The following is a 20,743-nucleotide window of genomic DNA, read 5'->3' on the forward strand; positions in this document are numbered from 1 at the left end:
CGGGGGGGAGCTCTAAAAATGTCCTGGTTGGTGCAGTTCGGTGACGCCAACTCCGGTTTTTATAATTGGAACGGCGAAGCGGTTGATAATTGCAGGTCAGCACTACATTTGCATTTCTTCCCGTATCGAAATTTCCCTCTTCCTATTCTTCTCACAGAAGAGATCAAAAAATGACCCGTAAATTCTACCACAAGGAGTATGGTGGAGCTTTCTTTGAAAACCACTTCTTTTCTGCGGGCAACATGGCGAATAAGCTGCGCCTCTTGCGTATTTTAGAAAATCTGTGGGGTTGTGGATCGTAAAAAGCCACGTTGCTGGCGTTCAAACCTCCCGGGCATTGGTTCCAATCGAGGTGTTAGGGCGGATGTTTGCGCTGTTGCCTGATTGACAAGCCCGCAGACTGAAATCTATATCGGCCAAGTGTTGCGAAGGTTCTGGCTTGGAACGTTCTCGTTTATCGGTGAGCAATGGACCGACCATTCACTGATCGCAGGCGAATTTTTTGGTTGCATCCCCCGATGGTGTTCGTCGGGCCAGTTCAAGGCAGGCAGGTCAGTGAATGCCCGATGTTTTTTTTGATTTATCTGAGCTGTATTTGAACTCCGGCGTGAAATTCAAATATTATGGCATCGCGCGTACGGTGATGGAAGTTGCCTATGAGCTGACGGAAATTGATGCAACCGTTCGGTATGTGATATACTCGCCATTGCATCGAAGGTTCTTTGAGGTTTTTCCCCGGACAGGTGATGCTTCACCTACAGGGGTCCTAGACCCTAATATTCCATCTTCCGCAACGCCGTTGCGGCTTCGCCAAAATCTGTATGATAAAAACGTGTTTAAGAACGCGCTCTACCGTGTTTTGCAGAGTATCGTTCAATATCGCAATAAGAAGCGCTGGGCGACGGTTCCTGCGGGCGCGGTTAAAGAAGTTGATCTCAATGGGAATGTGCTCATAGCGCTTGGGCGCCCGAAGATAATGTCTGATTATCTGATGGCTCTTGCAGAAAACGGTACGAAGCCGATTTTCATTCCGCTTCTCCATGACATGATACCGTTGCACGATTTCAGTCATCGAAATCAGTTTTCATTTCCCAGAAACTTTATTTACGACAATCAGGTCGTGATCGAGGCTTCGTCCATGGTCTTGACCAATTCCGAGTTTACGGCGGCTGAAGTCAAGCACTTCTCCGAAGTTGGGACATTGCCGCCTGTACCGGATGTTGTCGCTGTTCCGCTCTGCCACGAATTACGACCGACGAATGAAGCAGTTAATAAGCGTGGTCCAGAGAAGCCATATCTTCTCTGCGTTGGCATCTATAACGGGCGAAAGAATCTGGAGTGCGTCGTGGAAGCAATGCTTTCCCTGCATCAGCGGGGCGTTTCCGTTCCGGAGCTCGTGTTGGCAGGTGCGCGTCGCAAGAGAGTAGAGAAATTTCTGAAGAAAGACAAATTCGCACCTTTGTTCGGAAAGTTTCACTTTGTTTTCAATCCGAATCAGGCGGAGCTACGGTCGCTTTACGAAAAGGCCTATGCCCTTCTTTTGCCCAGCCGAATGGAAGGCTGGGGGCTTCCCGTTAGCGAGGCATTATGGTGTGGAACTCCGGCCTTGGCCGCAGATGTTCCTGCTTTAAGGGAAGCGGGGGGGGGGCTGGCGCGCTATTTCGACCCAGAAAATCCGGAGGAGCTGGCGATCCAGTTAGAGACCTTTATTGAGAATCCCGCGGAATATGCAGCGGTGAAAAGAAATATCGAACTCTCCAGGCCGCAAATGCGTACTTGGAAAGATGTCGCGAATGGCGTGCTTCAGGCGGTCAAAAAAATGAACGATCTAAATAAGTAAAAAATCGGATTAATTTAGATGTATACTTCTATATTATTTCGATTAAGGGCTATGTGCGAGATATTGCATCTGGTTTTTGGTTGATGTATTGGGGGTATATGGGGTTTCCGGTGGTCTCTGTATTGAATTTGTGGAAGCAGGAACTCAACTGATATTCAGCGGCTATAGGTTGGCCGGAATATTCTCATGAGCTGAACACGTTGTCGGACGTTTGGCACAATTTGGATGAATTAGAATGGTAACTCGATTCGGTTGAATCGTTTTTTGGGGGGCGGGGGCTCTGTAGATTCAGAGTAATTTTTTGGCATTGCCGTTCGTGTGTTCTGTAGGTCACATAAGGGCAGGGACAGGAAGAGTAGCTGGTGATGTTGGACTATTTGAGGTTTTCTGAAGTTAAAGTTCTCTGCATCGGCGACGTAATGCTGGATTGCTTTATTTCTGGTGATGTTGGTCGCATTTCGCCGGAAGGCCCGGTTCCCGTTATGTGCGCGCGATCGGAAGAATATTTTGCCGGCGGCGCTGCAAATGTCGCGCGCAATATTTCGTCTCTTGGTGCGAGCTGTACCCTCTTAGGAGCGATCGGAAAAGACAGCAACGGCACCAAGCTCTTCGAACTGTTGAATGCTGTTCATGATGTCTCGGCAAAGTTTGTTATTTTGGATAAGCGTCCGACCACGATCAAGACACGCTTTTTGGGTCACGGCCAACAAATGTTACGTGTCGATTTTGAGGACGCTTCGCCGATTTCGTCGGAAGAGGAAGATCGGGTTATCTCAACCGCGGTATCCTTGATCGGCTCGCACAGCGTTGTCATTCTTTCCGACTATGCCAAAGGGCTCTTAAGTGAAAGAGTTGTAAAAGCGATTATTGCGGCCTGTCGGTCCGAGGGGAAGCCCGTTATCATCGACCCCAAAACTTCCGATTTTTCCCGCTATGCCGGGGCAGCGATTGTGACGCCCAATCAAAAGGAAACACAGGCGGTGACGGGTCTGTGGCCCGATACTGATCAGGAAGCCGAATTGGCCGGCGAGTTGATCCTGTCTCGCTTTGGTATTGAGGCAGTCCTTATTACCCGTGCTGAGAAAGGCATGACGCTTGTTGAGCGAGGTCACCAGCCATTCCATATTCGCGCGGATGCGAAAGAGGTCTTCGATGTTGTCGGCGCAGGGGATACGGTGATCGCGGCACTTGCGGTGGGCCTAGGCTCGCATATTTCGCGCGCGGATGCTGCGCGCATTGCGAATGCTGCTGCCGGTATCGTGGTCGGGAAAAAGGGGACCGCAACTGTTTCCGTTGCGGAGCTTAGAGATGCGTTGTCTCACGACACGTCATCCGGGGAAATAAGCCCTTCTGACAAGCTTGTTGCTTGGCAGGATATCCAAGCTCTTACACAAGATTGGCGAAGCGATGATCTGAAAGTGGGCTTTACCAACGGCTGCTTTGACATCTTGCATGTCGGTCATATCAGGCTTTTGCAATATGCAAGAGATAATTGCGATCGTCTTATTGTGGGTGTAAATGCCGATAGCTCGGTAAAACGGCTTAAAGGCCCGGCAAGGCCCATAAATACAGAATTTGATCGGGCAGAATTGTTGGGCGCGCTTGCTTTTGTAGACGCGGTGGTGGTGTTTGAAGAGGACACGCCACTTGAACTCATCCAGATGATACGCCCGGACGTTTTGGTAAAAGGCGCGGATTACACGGTCGATAAAATTGTCGGTGCTGACGTCGTCTTGGGGGACGGCGGCAAGGTCGTGACGTTTGAAATAGTACCAGGAAAGAGCACGACGGCGACAATAGCGCGCAGTCAGGAAAGGGCAGTCTAATGTACATTGTTACCGGAGCTGCCGGATTTATCGGGTCAAACATTGTCGCTGATTTGGAAGCTGCGGGTCTAGGGCCCGTTGCTGTGGTTGACTGGTTCGGCCGCGGTGACAAGTGGCGCAACCTCGCGAAGCGGAATATTGCCGCTTACGTCGCCCCTGAGGGACTTTTGGACTATCTTCGTGGCCTCAAGGTGGACGTGAAGGCGGTTATTCACATGGGTGCGATTTCGGCCACCACGGAGGCTGACGTCGACCGGTTGATCGACTTAAACATTAATTATTCGGTTATGTTGTGGGATTGGTGCGCAGAGCATGGCGTCCCGTTCATCTATGCGTCTTCCGCTGCGACTTACGGTGGAATCGAAGATGGCTTTGATGACGACGAGACGTCTGCAGGGCGAGCAGCTCTCGCCCCGCTAAACGCCTATGGCTGGAGCAAGAAGACGACCGATGATATTTTTGTTGAACGTGTAGCGCGAGGCGAGAAGGCGCCCCCCCAATGGGTTGGCCTCAAATTCTTCAATGTTTATGGGCCTAACGAATATCACAAGGACGACATGCGCAGCGTAGCCTGCAAGCTCTTTGATGTCGTGCAGACAACAAATGAGGTCTCTCTGTTCAAGTCCTATCGGCCTGATATTGCCCATGGAGAACAGCGTCGTGACTTTGTTTACGTTAAAGACTGCACGTCGTTCATTCTTTGGCTTTTGCACAATGGAAACCGGAGTGGAATATTCAACTGCGGGTCCGGTAAAGCAAGGTCATTCGCCGATATCGCCCACGTCATGGGCGATATTCTCGGCAAGAAACTGAATATAAACTTCATTGAAATGCCTGAGGCTATCCGGGGTAAATATCAGTATTTTACGGAAGCAAATATGTCGAAGGTGGCGTCGATCGGCTATAATGGTCCGCAATCATCCTTGGAAGAAGGGCTTGATGACTATATTAACTCTTATCTACGGCATGAAGACAGGTATCGCTAAAGTAAATGTCTGATCCAAGAGGTGTCCGTGCCTCAAGGAAACTGAGACGAGACTTTTGTAAGAGTTCGTACCGCCTGAGATTGTTAGGTGGTGCAGCTGTCGATTCGACAATTGTTTTAGCCCAATAGTATAGTTAGGAAGACCCTTATGGTCCAGCCGGGTTTCAAAACCGCTCAGAATGAATATCTGGAGCTTAAGAAATGGCTTTTCGAAGCGGCGCTTCCTTTATGGTCTTCGGTTGGCCGTGACGACGTTAATGGCGGTTTTTTTGAAAAGATTGACAGAAGCGGTGTAGCTATTGAGGCTCCGCGCAGAACGAGAGTGGTCTGTCGCCAAATCTACAGCTTTTCCGCTGCGAAAAATATGGGATGGTCGGGCGATGCTCAAGGTCTGGTCATGCACGGGTGGGATTTTCTTCGCCGCCACTGTTTTAACGCAGATGGGACTTTGATCACTACTGTAGATGCCGTCAACGGGTCAAGGAAGACCTCGTTCGATCTTTATGATCATGCTTTTGCTTTATTCGGTTTAAGCTGTGTTGCCGACTCTCTGGAGACTGGAGAGATTGCCGCAGATGAGGCCCTGCGCTGTCTTGAGGCGATGATATCTGGTTGGAAACATCCGGTTGCGGGTTTCGAAGAGGCGGTTCCTTCCCTTGTCCCGCTTCGGTCAAACCCTCATATGCATCTATTCGAGGCGTTTCTTGCATGGCTCGAAAATCCGCGGGTCAAGAATCCCGAACGCTGGTTGTCTTGTCTCAACGAAATCGGTGGTTTATGCCTATCGACATTTGTATCCGATGAAAACGGGTCGCTTCGTGAATATTACAATCACGACTGGTCTGTGATGCGCGACTATGCTCCTACGCCGGTCGAGCCGGGGCACCAATTCGAGTGGGCGTGGCTACTGACAAGGTGGGGCAAAATGGTCGGGCGCAAGGACGCCTTGATCGTAGCGCGGAGACTGGTGGAGATCGGTGAGGGAGGGGTCGATGAGGCGCTTTCGTTGGCGCAGAATGGCCTTGATTTCAGCCTGAACCCCGCAGATAGGGCTTTTCGCCTATGGCCGCAAACGGAGCGGATTAAGGCTTGGCTTATGATGGCCGAAACGGCGGTAACACCAGAGGATAGAGAAAATGCTTATGCGAAGGTGGCGGATGCAGCCTCTGGTCTGAAGCGTTTTCTCAGTGATGTTTCACCTGGTCTTTGGGTGGACCGGTTTGATGAGACGGGACGTCCGGTGGAAGAGCCTTCGCCAGCGTCCTCTCTCTATCATATTGTCTGCGCCATCGAGGAAATGCATAAGTTGCTGGAACCTCAAGCACAAAGCCTGCCTGCACTTTTCCTGGATCGCGATGGGGTGATTATAGAAGACACCGGATACCCCAGTAAAGTTGAGGACGTTCGGCTGATTCCGGGGGCGGCGGAAGTTATAAGCTCTTTTAGAGATCGGGGATACCGTGTCTTCGTTGTAACAAACCAGTCCGGCATAGGGCGCGGTTATTATGATGATCTCGACTACATAATTTTGCGAGCACATATCGGGAAGTTGCTTCGTGAAGAAGGGGCTTTTATTGATGATGAGCGCCTTTGCCCTTTTCACGAAAACGCCACCGTTGAAAAGTACCGGGGCAATCACTATTGGAGGAAGCCGTCTCCAGGAATGATAGAAGATATTGTTGTCCGTTGGAACATAGACCGAAAGCGAAGCGTTCTTATAGGTGACAAACTATCGGATATAGAGGCGGCAATCGCGGCGAACATCGACGGTCGTCTTTTTAGTGGTCAGAATTTGATGCGTTTCGCGGAAGATGAAAACATTCTATGACGGGAAATGTTTTGAAATCTGCTCATGGGAAGAGCGAGGCATGAAAGAAGGCGTCTCTTACGAGGCTTTCGAGGCCTATCTGTCGCAGCAGCGTCATCCGGAATATAGCGGCCCAGCCACATATCGCGCGCTTTTCTATACACTCGCTCTCGAGTTGGTGGAGCCACGTGTCGCCTGGTTGTTCGGCTCATGGGAGGAGAGCGAAGTCGATTGGATAGAGGCTCAAGGCTGGACAGCGATTTTGGGCGAGAGTACCGAGATTTTAGCAGACCACCGGAATGATGACAAAAGTCGGACTGCCAATCTCGTGATTTGTCGCCTTACGAATCCCCACGTTGATTCAAAAGCCGCTTACCAGATTGTCTCTGACGCAAACAGTCGCCTTTCTTCTGGAGGCGTCCTTATCTTGGAAATAAAAAGGCCGATCGACGATGTTGGCGTGTCATTCAGACAACACGATCGTTCGACCGAAGTTTCTCCCGAGTTTATCCTTGCTGGCGCTGAGCGGTATTTAGGATTTTCTTCGGTCGAAACGCGTTACTTTCCAGCAGGTCCAGTTGGAGAGGCCAACACCCAATTCGTGATTGCGGTTATTTCGCAGAAGTCATACGCCGATGTGGAACTTCGTGTCTCGGCTGTTGGCCGGGCAATCAGCTTAATTGCTGGATATGGGGATCTAGAAGCTGGTGTCAATTCTGAAGGAACCTTAACTCACCCTTCCGAAGTAATATCTGCAATGCGGGACTGGCGCAGTCAGTCGAAGATGAGTGCTGATGTGATTGCTGAACTTTCAAGCGCTGCGTTGGAAGCAGGAAGTGTCTCTCATCGCCTCTCGAAAGCGGAGCGTCGTATACGTCGATTGACTTGGCAAGCTGCTATATTCTTGCCGATAACTTATCCGCTGTCGGTGATTATTGCGGGAGCCGCCGGATTGCTGGCGCGTATCAAGGAAAAAAAACGTAAGGGTCGCTTTAACACAAAAAAAAAACTCACGTCTGAACAGCGTGAAACCTCTGATCGGCAGATAGTAACGACATCTCCGCATGCTGGGCATTTTTCCGGTAATGTGGAACTTAGAATACTTATTGTAAAACTCGATCATATTGGCGATTTTATTTTGTCCCTCCCTGCCATTCGGCTCCTTAAGGACGCATGGCCCCATGGGCATTTCACGATTGTCTGTTCTCCCACCAATTCGAGTTTGGCCAAGGCATGCGGCTACTTCGACGAGGTGAAAGAATATAATTTTTTTGCGCAGCTTTCGCAGGATGTTAAGAAGGCTGACATGTCTAAATTTTCCAATATCAGCGATGTGGTTGGTGAGGCCTATGATATCGCAATTGATCTTAGGCATGACCAAGATACGAGACCAATATTAGCTTTTGTCGATGCAAAGATAAAGGCCGGGTACCAGACCCATGGGAAGCAGTTCGTTCCGCTCGATGTCTCGCTTCCCCCAATTCCCGAACGCTCTGGCCTTCACAAAAGCCCTCACAATATCCGCAGGTTAATGCTACTTTGCAGCCACGTAATAAACTCCGTTAAGCCTTTGGTATTCGATGCGGGTGCTGCTCTGATTTCTGCCGGGAACGAAGAGTTCCTTTGGGCTGGAGCAGAATACGCAATCTTAGCACCCGGTGGTGGGACGCTTGCCAAGAAATGGCCAGCTGAGAGATTTGCCGAATTGGCAGTTCGGATAGCCAAACACCACAATCTAAAAATTGTTGTACTGGGTGGTGCGCAGGAAAAAGAATATGGTGAGGCTGTTGCCGGAGCTCTTCCCGAGGGACAGGTATTTGATCTGACAGGAGGGCTGCCGCTTGTCGATATGGCGAAGGTTTCAGCGGGTGCCAGAATATTCGTGGGTACCGATACTGGTGCCACTCAGCTTGCAGCTCTTTTAGGTACCCCGACGGTAGCGGTGTTCAGCGGGGTTGCAGATGTGAACCTATGGCAGCCAGTGGGTGCAAAAGTAGAGATCGTGAGGCGACCAATTCCATGTTCTCCGTGTTACATCGCAAAAATCGAGAATTGCGTACAAGGTCATGCTTGTATGAATGATATTCAGGTGGATCACGTCTACACGTCTGTAAAAAGCTTGATATCTGCAACGAGTTAACGCTATCTGTGGTTGAAATACTATGTATCGGGACAAAGTAGAGAGTGTGTGGTGGCAGTTTTCAAAGCGCTCGAAAAGAAAATCAGACATGCATATAAAAGACGCAAACTTGCGTCGTCAGGTATTGTTGAAAATGATGATGGAGCGATACTTGTAACAGGCGGACTGGGTGATTTAATAGTGATAGCCCGGTTTATGCGCGATCTTTTACAGCATTTAGGCGGTGGTGAGTTTTCCATTTTTTATAGCTCGCCAACGGTGGCGGAAATGGTTTTCAAAAGTGTCCCCGGATTTAAAGGTGCTTATCCGTCACATTTTTATAAATATGCCAAAGATGTCTGTCTTTATGGGCTCAAGATAAACCAGTTTATATATGTTGAGAAATGGCCAGGCCATCGTGCATTAGCGAAGGCCGATAAGAAAATATATGAACTTGTACGAATACTGGAGGCCTACGAGAAAAAAATTGAGCCGCTTGATGTCGTACGCTCTCATCACCCTTTTCTCGATGGAACTTTAGGTCGGTACGCGGCTATCAAAGGCCGATCCCGAAATGATTTTCTGCACTATGTAACGGGCGTTGGATATGGAGGGGATAAATTAGCTCTCAGTTGCGATGAGACGGTTTTAACCCAACATGATCTAATCGCTGGCAAGTACATAACGATTCACAACGGTTATGATGAGGCAATGCAGGGCCTCCCAGGACGGAGGGCTACAAAGGCATATCCGGGATGGAGCGATGTGATTTCCTATCTTATGGAAAAGTTTGGCGGAGATTTTAAGTTTGTCCAAATCGGTACCACGAAGACGAGCGAGCCTATCTCTGGTGTAGATGTTAACCTGATTGGTAAGACGTCTTTGGCGGAGGCTCTGGGGCTTCTGGCGAATACTGCATTTCATTTGGATAATGAGGGGGGGTTCGTACATGCTGCGGCAGCTTTCGGGAAAAAAAGCTGCGTCGTCTTCGGGCCTACGTCGGTTGATTATTTTGGTTATTCCTCAAATTTGAATTTCGCTCCATTGCAATGTGGGGATTGTTGGTGGAGTGAAAAGACTTGGATGATGGCGTGTCCAAAAGGAGATTTGGCTCCAATCTGCATGTCAGCTTATGATGCAGAGGTTTTGGCGCGAAATATCCATAACTGGTGGGAAAACCAGATTATTTCGCCTAGTGTTTAAGTTTGGCAATTGAGGGGAGTTTTGATGGTGAGAGATGAACGTCGAGAAATAGTGAAAGATTTATCGGATTTTCGAGTTCGAAATTGTATCTCTCTCAAGGCATTCTCTGCTTTGACGCGTATTATCCGCTACTCGGGATACAGTAATGATTTTCCAGCAACTCAGGAGTCTTTTTGGATTCTTCATAGAGATGTGCAGGAGGCGCTACGCAATAACAAGCCGGAGTGGATATATAATGACGAACTCTATGTTGAAATCGACGGAGTGCAAAAATCCGTAACGGTCGATATGCGTAATACCCAGTTTATTGGAGCCGATCTAGAAGTTGCCCATTTCCGTAACGGGTATGAACCAGATATTCTATTTTGTATCGACCGGTTTGTTCCTCATGACGGGGTTTACGTCGATATTGGTGCAAATTGGGGTTATTTTCCAGTGTATCTGTCCACGCGTCCAGGGTTTTCTGGCCAATGTGTAGCGATAGAACCTGCTCCACGCGCGAGTCGCGATCTTCAGCAGATTGTATCGTCGTTGGATATCGATGATAGAGTTTCCACTCATTCGGTGGCGGTATCTGATAGCTCGGGTAAAGTGCGGATATCTGATGAATTATGGACGGGAAATAATAGTATATCTGGGGTTGTGGAAGATGCGTCGCCTGCTTCCGCTGAGGTAGATTGCACGACGCTTGATATTTTACTTCAAGATGGTGAGATTTCTAGAATAGATTTGATAAAAATCGATGTTGAGGGCGTGGAAGACGCAGTTTTGCGCGGAGCGAAGGATACGATTAAGAAATTTGAACCAGTGATTATTTTTGAGAACTGGATCAGCCAATCGGAAGAAAAAACGCTCGCCCCATTCCTTCAGTTAAGCCGAATGTCTCTTGGCTATGAGTTTTTTATCATCGAGATGCGGGAGAAAAGTCAATTTACGTTTTCGCCCGCCTTCATAAAAATCGATACCAATCGCAGAAACTCTTATGAAGATAGACTAAATGTAATAGCGTTGCCGTCCAAGAAATTTGGTTTGCTGTTGGAGAATTTGTGATACTGCCATTTCTGCGCCCCGGTCTAAGATATTTCACAGCCCGGGGCGCGATTATTAAAGGTGAATTTTAAAAAAAAGGTCTTATTTAAGGGCTGGGATTCCTATTTAGTTCGAAACTTTGACAGCAAAGTTACTTTTCGCTTTTTTTTTCTATCTCGCTGATGTTATCTTCTAGATATTTGATACGCTGCCGTGCATCAATCAGTTGAAAATGAATTCTCTGATACACTTTCGCGGCGTCTGTGCCTGCGGCCTCTGGCGGTTTTTCCGCAATAAGATCGCCGACCACTGCCAGAAAATCTGACAAAGGGCTGGCAATCAGTTTTTCATAGATTTTTTGAGGCTCTACGACCGGCTCTCTCTTTTTGGTTGCCTTGATGTTTAGGGAGATACCGACATGCTGACCTTCGTACCTCGGGCACCAGCCGTTGGACGCGTCACTAATATTAGAATTCCACCAATCGAAATCGCTGAAACCTAGCACCTCGAGTATGTCGATTATCATCCCGATCGTGAAGCCGTACCTGTGTTGTTCGAATTTATTTATTCTTCCTCCCACTCCATATATCAATCCTACGACGTGAAAAGCACTATCCCCACTCAACAGCATTCGAAGCAATGCACCCATGTCAGGGATTGCAATTTTCAACTCACCACCAGGTCGTAGGATTCTGGAAAATTCTGAGAACGCCAAAAAGCTGTCGGGCCAATCGATATGTTCTAGTACGTGGCCAGCAACCACCTCAGAACAGGAATTGTTTTCTACCGAAGACATTTTTGTTATGTCCGCGACTATGTCAGGCCTCATCGACGGATCGATATCAACGGTTAAGTAGCCCTCAGGTTTGTAATTCCGGCTGCCAACATACAGTTTCATAATGCGCCCCTCGCATGCAGTATTTAAGATACCTAAAAAATGATATCATAATGACGTTAACCCCCAAGCGAGGTTGCCTCAACGACGGGCGCTTTTTTTTTTCGTATTCTCCCCAACTTCGGTGCATTAGGTAAGCGCTGTGACATATTCAGCTCGATTGCTTTCCATAAAGGTGCCAGCTATGCCCCGGCACATAGTTGCTGCTCTATTTCCACATCGCCCGCATCCGCGCGCCCACATCAATCCGGATCTGCTGCGCGCTGCGCTCCGAAGCTGCGGCCGAAACAACCGGCCATGTCGTCGTTTCGAAGAACTGCAGCAATGTGGCCGGTATGAAGCGGGTTCTTGAAGCGTAGACATGCCGGTCGCCCTGCTGGCTTTGGCCGCCGGTGAAGAAGCGTTGTGGCGTGATCAGCGACAGGCCATCCTTGGCGCGCGTCATCGCGACATAGAGCAGCCTTCGCTCTTCCTCCAGTTCCTGGGTGGTGCCGACGCCAAGGTCGGATGGGATGCAGCCATCGATGACGTTCAGGATGAAGACGGAACGCCACTCCTGGCCTTTTGCCGAATGGATGGTCGACAGGGTCAGGTAATCCTCGTCAAGCAGCGGCACGCCCGCCTGATCACTGGTGGCGTCAGGCGGATCGAGCGTCAGCTCGGTCAAAAATCGTTCGCGGGAGGGATAACCGCTGGCGATCTGCTCGAGCTGCAGCAGATCCGCCTTGCGGGTATCGGCATCCTCATGGATGCGTTCGAGATGGGGCTCGTACCATAGCCTTGCCTGGCCGATTTCGCCCGGCCAGCCGTTTTGGTCCCGTCGCAGACCCACCAGCATTTGCGTGAAGGCTGTCCAGTCCTCGCCGGTCTTCGGCGGCGGCGGAATTTCTGCCAGGGCAAGCAGCGGTTCGGCGTCTGCAGCGATCGTATCGAGAATGTTGCCGGCTTTCTTCGGTCCGATGCCGGGCAGCATCTGCAGCAGCCGGAAGCCGGCGACACGGTCACGCGGGTTCTGGGCGAAGCGGAGGACCGCCAGCATGTCCTTCACATGGGCGCTGTCGAGGAATTTCAGGCCACCGAATTTGACGAAGGGGATGTTGCGGCGGGTCAGTTCCACTTCAAGCGGGCCGCTGTGGCTGGACGTGCGAAACAGCACGGCCTGCTGTTTTAGCGTCATGCCGGTTTCGCGATTGGCAAGGACCTGATCGATGATGAAGTTCGCCTGTTCGGTTTCGTCCTTCACCGTCACCAGCTTCGGGCGTTCGAGCGACTGCCGCTCCGTCCAGAGGTTTTTGGTGAACCGCTCACGCGCCAGATCGATGACGCCATTGGCGGCGGCAAGAATTGGCTGCGTTGAGCGATAGTTGCGATCAAGCGTGATGATATCCGCCGCCGGGCTGAAGGATGCCGGAAAATCGAGGATGTTTCGCACCGTCGCAGCCCGGAACGAATAGATCGACTGCGCATCGTCGCCCACCACCGTCAACCCACGGCCACCGGGTTTGAGGGCCATCAGAACCGAAGCCTGCAGCCGGTTGGTATCCTGATATTCGTCGACCATCACATGGTCGAAACGGTTGCCGATATCGTCCGCCAAAGTGGGGTCGCTCACCATCTGCGCCCAATAGAGCAGGAGATCGTCGTAATCGAGCACGTTCTGGACCTGCTTGGCCTCGACATAGGCCGCGAACAGTTGCTTAAGTTCGCTCTCCCAGCTGGCAACCCAAGGATAATGCTGTCGCAGGATTTCCTTCAGCGGGGTCTGGGAATTCACCGCACGCGAGTAGATCGCAAGGCATGTTCCCTTGGTCGGAAAGCGGCTTTCGGTCTTGGAAAAGCCCAGCTCGTGCCGGGCAAGGTTCATCAGGTCGGCGCTGTCTCCGCGGTCGTGGATGGTGAAATCGATATTGAGGCCGATCTGTTCGGCATAGATGCGCAACAGGCGTGCGCCGATGCCATGAAAGGTGCCGGACCATGCAAGCGCATCGGTCAGGGCACCTGAATTGCCGCCAAGGACATGTTTACAGATACGCTCGACACGCCGCGACATTTCCGAGGCCGCGCGTCTGGAAAAAGTCATCAGCAGGATGCGACGGGGGTCGGCGCCGTTGACGATCAGATGCGCGACACGATGGGCAAGCGTATTGGTCTTGCCGGAACCGGCGCCGGCAATGATCAAGAGCGGTCCGGCCGTCTGTCCCTCTGCCAGCCCGACGCCGTGTTCCACTGCCTTGCGTTGTTGTTCGTTCAACTTGTCCAGATAGGCAACCGCCATGCCTGCAATCCTTGATATGTGGTTGTCCGTCCGTGGATAGCGGTGGAAATGGTCAGCCGTCGAGGCATCGGCTGGCCATTTCCACCGTTCCTGCAATGATTAGCAAAGACTCAAACACCAATCCAGAACAAATAATGAACGCTTCGACGTGATAATCCAAGCCGATGTACCGGCCCCGGCGTCACTGTTTGACAAGGACCTGATTTTCCCATCGCGATAAGAATAGTAATAAGGAAAATCTCGTACTTAATTGAAATATATAATCATTTATTCTCGTCGCTCTCGCGTTTCCTGTTTCGCCTCGGAAAGGCCTGAACCAGGCCGGAGGCTTGCGCGTTCAATCATCGGCCTTGGGGAAAAGGCCTGTCTGTTGGGAGGACAAAATGAAAAATCTGAAATTCTGCCTGATCGCCGTAGCTGCCCTTGCCACCTCGACATTTGCCTCGGCCGAGCAGAAAGCCGTGAAATCCGATGTCACCATCGCCTCTGACATCAATTACCTGCTTTACACCCCGAAGGATTATGCTGGTTCGGACAAGACCTATCCTCTCGTTGTCTGGCTGCATGGCGGTGACCAGGGTGGCAGCGATGTCGAGAAGCTGCGCACAAGTGGTCTGCCGAAAATGATTGAAGAGGGGCGTGATTTTCCTTTCCTGGTGTTCTCGCCGCAAAACCCAAGTGAGGAACTGCTTTACCCGATCGAGCGTGTTGCAGCCACTCTGCAGTCGGTGGTGGCCGATCATCGGGTGGACCGCAGCCGCATCTACCTGATCGGTTATAGCCGAGGTGGATTTGGCGCATGGTCAATGGCCGAACAGTTTCCGGAGACCTTTGCGGCTGTCGTGCCGATCGCCGGCGGCGGTATCCGGCATTATCTCAACCGCACCAATGAAAAGACCGCCTTCTGGGCTTTCCACGGTGCAAATGACGAGGTGATACCGTTGTCCGACACCGTGGTTCTCGTTCAACGCCTTCAGGAGTTGAAACGCAATGTTCGGCTCACCGTGTTCGAGGAGACAAATCATCAGGCGGTGGAGGGAAAAGTGCTGAAGGACGAGGCGATGTGGACGTGGCTTCTCGAACAGAAGCTTGCTGAGGTCAAAGCACCGTCTTCTCCCTGAGTTTCCGGATTACTGATTGAGGCAATCACAGACAAAGCCGCCCGGCGCTTCCGCCGGACGGTTGTCTTTAGAGGCTCGATGTCGATCTAAAGGAAGCTGCTTTCGAACAGCTCGCCTGAATAGGCCGCGTGGGTGACGCCCGCTTCAAGGTCGGCCCTGGTCAACTCATCGACAAAAACACCGTTCTGCATGACGAGAACGCGGTCGCACATATGGGCGATGACCGCGAGATCGTGGCTGACGAGAACGAAAGTAAGGTCGCGTTCCTCGCGCTGGTCGGCCAGCAGATTGAGGATTTCCGCCTGAATGGACACGTCGAGCGCGGATGTCGGCTCATCGAGCAGCAGGATCGGCGGCTCGAGGATCAGCGCGCGGGCGATCGCCACACGCTGGCGCTGGCCGCCTGACAGTTCATGCGGGAACCGCTCGGCAAAATGTGCGGGCAGGCCGACCTGTTGCAGGGCGGCCGGCACTTTCGACCAGCCATCGCCAAGCCCCATGGAGCGGATCGGTTCGGCCAGAGCCCGGCCGATGCGATGGCGTGGGTGTAACGAACCGTACGGGTCCTGAAACACCATCTGCGCCAGTTTCAGTTCCTCGCGGCTGCGCACCTTGCCGACCGGCTTGTCATCGAAACTGATCGATCCGGTCCACACCGATTCCAGCCCCGCCAGCGACCGCAGCAATGTCGATTTGCCGCAACCGCTTTCGCCGACGATGCCGAGCGTTTCACCCCTGTTGACCTTGAGGCTGACGCCGCGAACGACGTGATTGCGGTTTTCCTTCGTGCCATAGACGACATCAAGCTTGTCTACCGTGATCATCGCATCACCTCCGCATCAATTGCCTGTCGGTCGAGTACCTTGAGACGCCTGACCGGATTGCGGGGGTCGGGCATCGCCGCGATCAGGCCGCGCGTATAGGGATGTTGCGCATCCTCCAGCTTCGTCAGCGTTTCCACCACGCGTCCGCCATACATGACCAGCACGCGTTCGCAGAAGGCCGAGACCATGCGGATGTCATGGCTGATGAGAATGAGGCCCGAATTGTTTTCACGCACCATCTCGTCCAGAAGCAGAAGCACATCCTTGCGAACGCTGACATCGAGAGCCGAGGTCGGCTCGTCGGCGATAACCAGCTTCGGTTTGGCGAGCAGCATCATGGCGATCATCACGCGCTGCCCCATGCCGCCGGAAATCTGATGCGGATAAAGCCCCATCACGCGGTCGGGATCGTTGATGCGCACGCGCAGCAACATGTCGCGCGCGGCGTTTCTCGCTGCCTTGCCGGTGAGAGCGAGATGCAGTTCGGCCGCCTCCGCCACCTGTTTTCCGATCGGCAGGACCGGATTGAGCGAATAACGCGGGTCCTGCATGATCAGCGCCATCTCGCTGCCGCGGATTGCGCCCATCTGGCGTTCGGTTCTTGTAAGCAGCGGTTCGGAGAGGAAGTCCATGCGCTCCGCCGTAACGGTGGCGCTTTTCGGCAGAAGCCGCATGGCGGCGCGGCCGGTCGTGGACTTGCCGGAGCCGGATTCGCCGACGATGCCGACACGCTCGCGCCCGACGTCGAAGTTGACATTGGAAACGGCGGGAATGGAGTTGCGGCCGAAGCGAACGTTGAGATCGCGGACCGAAAGAATGGGGGAGCTATCAGGAACGGGCATGGCGCGGATCCAGCAGGTCTCGCAGCGTATCGCCGGCGATGTTGAAGGCAAGGCTCGTCAGCAGGATGGCGATGCCGGGCATGACGGCGACCCACCAGTAATCGAGCATGAATTTACGGCCGCTGGAGATCATCGCTCCCCATTCCGGCAGCGGCGGCTGAGCGCCCAGACCGAGGAAGCCGAGCGACGCGGCAGTGAGGATGATGCCGGCCATGTTCAGCGTCAGGCGGACGATGACCGAAGGAATACACATCGGCGCAATGTATAAGAACAGGATGCGCAGCGGTGACGCGCCATAAAGGCGGGCGGCGGCGACATAATCCGTATTGCGCACGACGAGAGCTTCGGCGCGGGCGAGACGCGCAATTGGCGGCCAGGCAGTCAGCGAGATCGCGATGATCGCCGTGCCGAGACCCGCACCCATGGCGGCCGCAAAGGCAAGCGCCAGCACGAGCGATGGGAAGGACAGAACGATATCGGTGGCGCGCATCAGGATCGCGTCGGTTCTGCCGCCGAAGAAACCGGCCATCACGCCAATCGCAAGGCCGATGGGGCCGACGATAACCGAGACCGACAAGACGGTCTGGATGGTGATGCGGGTGCCATAGACAAGCCGGCTGAAAATATCCCGGCCGAATTCGTCGGTTCCGGCCAGATGCAGCCAACTGGGTGGCTGAAGCGCGTTATCGAGGGCCTGGCGCGCCGGATCGAATGGCGCAATGAGCGGCGCAAAGATCGCGACGAGAACCAGGATGGCAAGGATGGCAAAACCGAACATTCCAAGCGGCTCGTCACCGAGCTTTCTTAATGTCCGGAATGTCGTGGTCGACAGGCGTGACAGGGCGCTGCGGCCGTGAACGCCATTATTCTGGGTGATATCGGTCATCGAGCGACCTCCCGTGTGCGCGGGTCCAGCGTGGTATAGGCCACGTCTGCCAGGAAGTTGAGCATCATGAAGATGAATCCGATGACGATGGTGGCCGCGAGAATGGCATTCATGTCACCGATGAGCAGGGCGTTGGTCATGTATTGACCGATCCCGGGCCAGGAAAAGACGATTTCCGTCACCACGGCACCTTCGAGAAGATTGCCATAGGAGATGGCGAGAACGGTGATGAGCTGGACGGCGATGTTGGGCAGCACGTGCCGGGTGACCGTGCGTGCCGGGCTGACGCCCTTGGCGCGCGCCGCGATCACATAATCCTGGCTGAGTTGCTCCAGCGTGAAAGCGCGTGTCATGCGGGTGATATAGGCCATCGCCATATAGGCAAGGATGATCGCCGGCAGGAGGATGTGCGAAAGCGCGTTCCAGAAAATCTCGGTTTCGCCGGCGAGCAGGGTATCGACCAGCATCAGTCCCGTTTTCGGTTCCACGAGGCCTTCGTAAAAAACGTCGACACGGCCGGGGCCAGCAACAAGATTGAGATTGGCGTAGAAAATCACCAGCCCGACGATGCCGAACCAGAAGACCGGGATCGAATGTCCCACCAGTGCGAAGACACGCGCGAATTTGTCGATGAACGTATCGCGAAACAGCGCGGCGGAAAGACCAAGCGGCACACCGATGACGGTGGAGATGATGATCGCCAGCGTCGCCAGTTCCAGCGTTGCCGGAAAGGCCTGCGCCAGATCCTTCGTCACCGGATTGCCGGTCAGGATCGCTATGCCGAAATCGCCATGCAGCAGGCCGCGCAGATAAAGGAAGAACTGCTGGTAGAGCGGCAGATCAAGTCCGAGCCGCGCCCGCATGGCCTCATAGGCCTTGGGGTCCGCAAGCTCGCCGACGATTGCGCCAACCGGATCGGTTGGCATGACGCGGCCAATGATGAACGTGATGCAAAGCAGAATGAAGAGGCTGATGACAAGTTGCAGGAAGCGATGTCCAAGCCCGCGCAGTGAGATTTCCGTCATTGCAGGCCGCACTTCCGCAAGAGGGAACCGTCAGCGAATGGCGTACCGCGAACCGCTCGCCGATGACGCGCAATTCTCCATTGCAAAAACTCTTGATGGTACTTCATCCCAACTCCTCCCTGAGCTAACATGAAAACATATGACGTAACACAAAGTCATCATATGAGTAACGAAGGGATTCGTATTTCGCAAGAGGGAAGAGTGGCATGAGGGACGATATGGCAAAACCGCGGGAGCGACGGGCGCAACAGATCATCGACAATCTCAGCGCGGAAATTCGCAGCGGTAAACTGAGAAATGGTGACCAGCTTCCCACGGAACCGCAGCTTGAGCGCACCTATGGCGTGAGCCGAACGGTGGTGCGCGAGGCGATCGCGGATCTGCGCTCTGCCGGTTATGTCGTTCCCATCCAGGGCAAGGGGGTTTTTGTCAGCAATACCAGTGAATGGGCCGGGGTAAAGCTGACCCAGTCAGAAGCTGGCACCATTGCGGAAACGCTGGAAATGCTGGAGTTCCGGCTGGCAACGGAAGGGGAGGCGGCGGCGATTGCCGCATACCGCCGGACGGCCCAGCAGGAAGCCGCAATCTCTGCCGCGCACCGGAAAATGGCCCGCGCCATAGATGCCGGCGAAACCACCGTTGACGCCGATTACGAGTTCCACACAGCCATCGCGATCGCCACGAATAACCGCTTTTATCTGGAGGCTCTGCGCCAGTTCGGTTCGCGCTCTATACCGCGCGGTCAGTTTCCGACGCTGCCTGAGACGGGGGATGCGAATTATCTTCGCAAAGTGCAGGCGGAACACGATGCAATCCTGCGCGCCATCGTCGAGCAGGACCCGGATGCGGCGCGAAAAGCCATGCGCGAACATATGCTTGCGAGCCAGCGTCGATATCGCCTGCTTTCGGAGGCGCAATAGCATCTCGACACTCATCTTATTTCGTGCGATGTCATATGATGACTTGCATGGAGAGAGGAGAGAATCGATGTATGTCGGCACCCAGGTTGCTGCACGCGATGATGAGGATTTCAAGGTTTGGGCGCAGCTCGGCGTCAAAAACATAAGCGCTGACCCGCCCGGAAAACCCGCGAGCTGGGTTCTCGATGACTTCGAGCGTCTGCGCGACAAGGTCGAAAGTTTTGGTCTGGTGCTGGACATGGTGCAACTGCCCCTGCCTTCCCGGCCGATCGAACAGGCATCGTATCCCGATATCCTGCTTGCCGGTCCGGAGCGTGACCGGCAGATCGATGCCGTCTGCACGATGATCGAGAACATTGCCAAAGCCGGCATTCCGGCAGCGAAATACAATCTCAACCTCATCGGCATTCCGCGCACTGAAATGGAACGTGGCCGCGGCGGTTCGCTGAATGAAGCGTGGCGCTGGGAAAAGGCCGACCACAATGCCGATCCGGGTGTCGCCGGGGTGCTTTCGGAAGACGAGAACTGGGAGCGCATCGATTATTTCCTCGAGCGCGTGGTGCCGGTCGCGGCAAGCAACCGGGTCCGCTTGGCATGCCATCCGCACGATCCCTATACGCCGCCGGGCTATAAGGGCGTCACCCGCGTGCTTGGCACCGTAGAGGGCCTGAAGAAATTCGTACAGATGCGCGAAAATCCCTATCACGGCCTGAATTTCTGCCAGGGGTCGATTGGCGAGATGCTCGATAATCCGCGTGAGGAGATCGACGACATCATCCGCTGGTTCGGCAGCCGCGATAAGATTTTCAACGTCCATTTCCGCAATATCAGCGGCGGCAAGCTGTCGTTCATGGAGACGTTCCCCGATGAGGGCGACATGGACATGGTGCGTTCGCTGAAGCTCTACCATGAGCTGGGCTATCGCTACATGATCATGCCCGATCATGTGCCGACGATTGCCGGCCGTGACGCTGTCGGTGTCGCCTTCGCCTTCTGCTACGGCTATATCGCAGCACTTCTGGAAGCACTCAACAACAAGCATCTTTGACCGTTTCAGGCCGGTCGGCGCAGGTTCGCGCCGCCGGCTTCATCCATAACTACCGATCTGTAGGAGGAGCAGGTATGAGAAAATCATTGATCCGTCTC

At 53.2% G+C, this 20,743-nt stretch carries 17 protein-coding genes; 11 read left to right on the forward strand and 6 right to left on the reverse strand.

Annotated features, from left to right (window positions below):
• Window positions 1–170: 170 nt before the first annotated feature.
• The 8 genes from EXN68_RS28075 to EXN68_RS16395 all read left to right on the forward strand — a co-directional run bounded on the left by EXN68_RS28075 (window position 171) and on the right by EXN68_RS16395 (window position 10,830).
• Complete coding sequence (locus EXN68_RS28075) at window positions 171–302, forward strand: hypothetical protein (protein WP_269699906.1); 132 nt, start codon at window positions 171–173, stop codon at window positions 300–302.
• A 257-nt stretch (window positions 303–559) separates the two neighbouring features.
• Window positions 560–1,840 (forward strand): glycosyltransferase, encoded by a 1,281-nt coding sequence (locus tag EXN68_RS16365; RefSeq protein WP_142841884.1) that lies wholly within the window; start codon window positions 560–562, stop codon window positions 1,838–1,840.
• Window positions 1,841–2,205: 365 nt separating this feature from the next.
• Window positions 2,206–3,666, forward strand: coding sequence for a D-glycero-beta-D-manno-heptose-7-phosphate kinase (rfaE1, locus tag EXN68_RS16370; RefSeq protein WP_142841885.1), 1,461 nt, complete (start codon window positions 2,206–2,208; stop codon window positions 3,664–3,666).
• Complete coding sequence (gene rfaD / locus EXN68_RS16375) at window positions 3,666–4,652, forward strand: ADP-glyceromanno-heptose 6-epimerase (RefSeq protein ID WP_142841886.1); 987 nt, start codon at window positions 3,666–3,668, stop codon at window positions 4,650–4,652. The genes rfaE1 and rfaD overlap by 1 nt, the downstream gene beginning before the upstream one ends.
• 147 nt (window positions 4,653–4,799) lie before the next feature.
• Window positions 4,800–6,479 carry an HAD-IIIA family hydrolase gene (locus tag EXN68_RS16380; RefSeq protein ID WP_142841887.1) on the forward strand — a complete coding sequence of 560 codons (1,680 nt, stop codon included), beginning with the start codon at window positions 4,800–4,802 and terminating at the stop codon, window positions 6,477–6,479.
• Window positions 6,463–8,598: a glycosyltransferase family 9 protein gene (locus EXN68_RS16385; protein WP_142841888.1), complete on the forward strand. Its 2,136-nt coding sequence runs from the start codon at window positions 6,463–6,465 to the stop codon at window positions 8,596–8,598. The genes EXN68_RS16380 and EXN68_RS16385 overlap by 17 nt, the downstream gene beginning before the upstream one ends.
• Window positions 8,599–8,649: 51 nt before the next feature.
• Entirely contained in the window at window positions 8,650–9,780 is a 1,131-nt protein-coding gene (locus tag EXN68_RS16390; protein ID WP_142841889.1) for a glycosyltransferase family 9 protein, read from the forward strand.
• A 24-nt stretch (window positions 9,781–9,804) separates the two neighbouring features.
• Window positions 9,805–10,830 carry an FkbM family methyltransferase gene (locus tag EXN68_RS16395; RefSeq protein WP_142841890.1) on the forward strand — a complete coding sequence of 342 codons (1,026 nt, stop codon included), beginning with the start codon at window positions 9,805–9,807 and terminating at the stop codon, window positions 10,828–10,830.
• A gap of 130 nt (window positions 10,831–10,960) precedes the next feature.
• Here EXN68_RS16395 and EXN68_RS16400 read toward each other — a convergent pair whose 3' ends face one another.
• Both EXN68_RS16400 and EXN68_RS16405 read right to left on the reverse strand, forming a co-directional pair.
• The gene (locus EXN68_RS16400) at window positions 10,961–11,707 is read right to left on the reverse strand and encodes a class I SAM-dependent methyltransferase (protein WP_142841891.1); all 747 of its coding nucleotides are present in this window, start codon (window positions 11,705–11,707) and stop codon (window positions 10,961–10,963) included.
• Window positions 11,708–11,912: 205 nt separating this feature from the next.
• The gene (locus tag EXN68_RS16405; RefSeq protein WP_142841892.1) at window positions 11,913–13,979 is read right to left on the reverse strand and encodes an ATP-dependent helicase; all 2,067 of its coding nucleotides are present in this window, start codon (window positions 13,977–13,979) and stop codon (window positions 11,913–11,915) included.
• Between the two features lie 383 nt (window positions 13,980–14,362).
• Between EXN68_RS16405 and EXN68_RS16410 the strand changes: the two genes are divergently transcribed.
• Complete coding sequence (locus EXN68_RS16410) at window positions 14,363–15,100, forward strand: carboxylesterase family protein (protein ID WP_142841893.1); 738 nt, start codon at window positions 14,363–14,365, stop codon at window positions 15,098–15,100.
• Between the two features lie 86 nt (window positions 15,101–15,186).
• Here the strand turns inward: EXN68_RS16410 and EXN68_RS16415 are convergent, their stop codons facing one another.
• The 4 genes from EXN68_RS16415 to EXN68_RS16430 are packed head-to-tail and all read right to left on the reverse strand — an operon-like array spanning window position 15,187 to window position 18,677.
• Window positions 15,187–15,924, reverse strand: coding sequence for an ABC transporter ATP-binding protein (locus EXN68_RS16415; RefSeq protein ID WP_142841894.1), 738 nt, complete (start codon window positions 15,922–15,924; stop codon window positions 15,187–15,189).
• Window positions 15,921–16,766: an ABC transporter ATP-binding protein gene (locus EXN68_RS16420; protein ID WP_142841895.1), complete on the reverse strand. Its 846-nt coding sequence runs from the start codon at window positions 16,764–16,766 to the stop codon at window positions 15,921–15,923. The genes EXN68_RS16415 and EXN68_RS16420 overlap by 4 nt, the downstream gene beginning before the upstream one ends.
• A complete protein-coding gene (locus tag EXN68_RS16425) occupies window positions 16,753–17,652 on the reverse strand; it encodes an ABC transporter permease (RefSeq protein WP_052820396.1) in 900 nt (299 codons plus the stop codon). The genes EXN68_RS16420 and EXN68_RS16425 overlap by 14 nt, the downstream gene beginning before the upstream one ends.
• Window positions 17,649–18,677: an ABC transporter permease gene (locus EXN68_RS16430; protein ID WP_142841896.1), complete on the reverse strand. Its 1,029-nt coding sequence runs from the start codon at window positions 18,675–18,677 to the stop codon at window positions 17,649–17,651. The genes EXN68_RS16425 and EXN68_RS16430 overlap by 4 nt, the downstream gene beginning before the upstream one ends.
• A gap of 206 nt (window positions 18,678–18,883) precedes the next feature.
• Between EXN68_RS16430 and EXN68_RS16435 the strand changes: the two genes are divergently transcribed.
• Both EXN68_RS16435 and EXN68_RS16440 read left to right on the forward strand, forming a co-directional pair.
• Window positions 18,884–19,597 (forward strand): FadR/GntR family transcriptional regulator, encoded by a 714-nt coding sequence (locus EXN68_RS16435; RefSeq protein ID WP_046801148.1) that lies wholly within the window; start codon window positions 18,884–18,886, stop codon window positions 19,595–19,597.
• Between the two features lie 67 nt (window positions 19,598–19,664).
• Window positions 19,665–20,645 (forward strand): mannonate dehydratase, encoded by a 981-nt coding sequence (locus EXN68_RS16440; RefSeq protein WP_142841897.1) that lies wholly within the window; start codon window positions 19,665–19,667, stop codon window positions 20,643–20,645.
• Window positions 20,646–20,743 lie beyond the last annotated feature (98 nt).

Origin of the sequence: Martinezella rhizogenes (assembly GCF_007002745.1) — a bacterium.
GTDB lineage: Bacteria > Pseudomonadota > Alphaproteobacteria > Rhizobiales > Rhizobiaceae > Agrobacterium > Agrobacterium cucumeris.

What these genes read in the sequence shown, in the direction of transcription:
- EXN68_RS28075 (WP_269699906.1), top strand. Translation starts at nt 171, where the DNA reads ATGACCCGTAAATTCTACCACAAGGAGTATGGTGGAGCTTTCTTTGAA.
- EXN68_RS16365 (WP_142841884.1), top strand. Translation starts at nt 560, where the DNA reads ATGCCCGATGTTTTTTTTGATTTATCTGAGCTGTATTTGAACTCCGGC.
- rfaE1 (WP_142841885.1), top strand. Translation starts at nt 2,206, where the DNA reads ATGTTGGACTATTTGAGGTTTTCTGAAGTTAAAGTTCTCTGCATCGGC.
- rfaD (WP_142841886.1), top strand. Translation starts at nt 3,666, where the DNA reads ATGTACATTGTTACCGGAGCTGCCGGATTTATCGGGTCAAACATTGTC.
- EXN68_RS16380 (WP_142841887.1), top strand. Translation starts at nt 4,800, where the DNA reads ATGGTCCAGCCGGGTTTCAAAACCGCTCAGAATGAATATCTGGAGCTT.
- EXN68_RS16385 (WP_142841888.1), top strand. Translation starts at nt 6,463, where the DNA reads ATGAAAACATTCTATGACGGGAAATGTTTTGAAATCTGCTCATGGGAA.
- EXN68_RS16395 (WP_142841890.1), top strand. Translation starts at nt 9,805, where the DNA reads ATGGTGAGAGATGAACGTCGAGAAATAGTGAAAGATTTATCGGATTTT.
- EXN68_RS16400 (WP_142841891.1), bottom strand. Translation starts at nt 11,707, where the DNA reads ATGAAACTGTATGTTGGCAGCCGGAATTACAAACCTGAGGGCTACTTA.
- EXN68_RS16405 (WP_142841892.1), bottom strand. Translation starts at nt 13,979, where the DNA reads ATGGCGGTTGCCTATCTGGACAAGTTGAACGAACAACAACGCAAGGCA.
- EXN68_RS16410 (WP_142841893.1), top strand. Translation starts at nt 14,363, where the DNA reads ATGAAAAATCTGAAATTCTGCCTGATCGCCGTAGCTGCCCTTGCCACC.
- EXN68_RS16415 (WP_142841894.1), bottom strand. Translation starts at nt 15,924, where the DNA reads ATGATCACGGTAGACAAGCTTGATGTCGTCTATGGCACGAAGGAAAAC.
- EXN68_RS16420 (WP_142841895.1), bottom strand. Translation starts at nt 16,766, where the DNA reads ATGCCCGTTCCTGATAGCTCCCCCATTCTTTCGGTCCGCGATCTCAAC.
- EXN68_RS16425 (WP_052820396.1), bottom strand. Translation starts at nt 17,652, where the DNA reads ATGACCGATATCACCCAGAATAATGGCGTTCACGGCCGCAGCGCCCTG.
- EXN68_RS16430 (WP_142841896.1), bottom strand. Translation starts at nt 18,677, where the DNA reads ATGACGGAAATCTCACTGCGCGGGCTTGGACATCGCTTCCTGCAACTT.
- EXN68_RS16435 (WP_046801148.1), top strand. Translation starts at nt 18,884, where the DNA reads ATGAGGGACGATATGGCAAAACCGCGGGAGCGACGGGCGCAACAGATC.
- EXN68_RS16440 (WP_142841897.1), top strand. Translation starts at nt 19,665, where the DNA reads ATGTATGTCGGCACCCAGGTTGCTGCACGCGATGATGAGGATTTCAAG.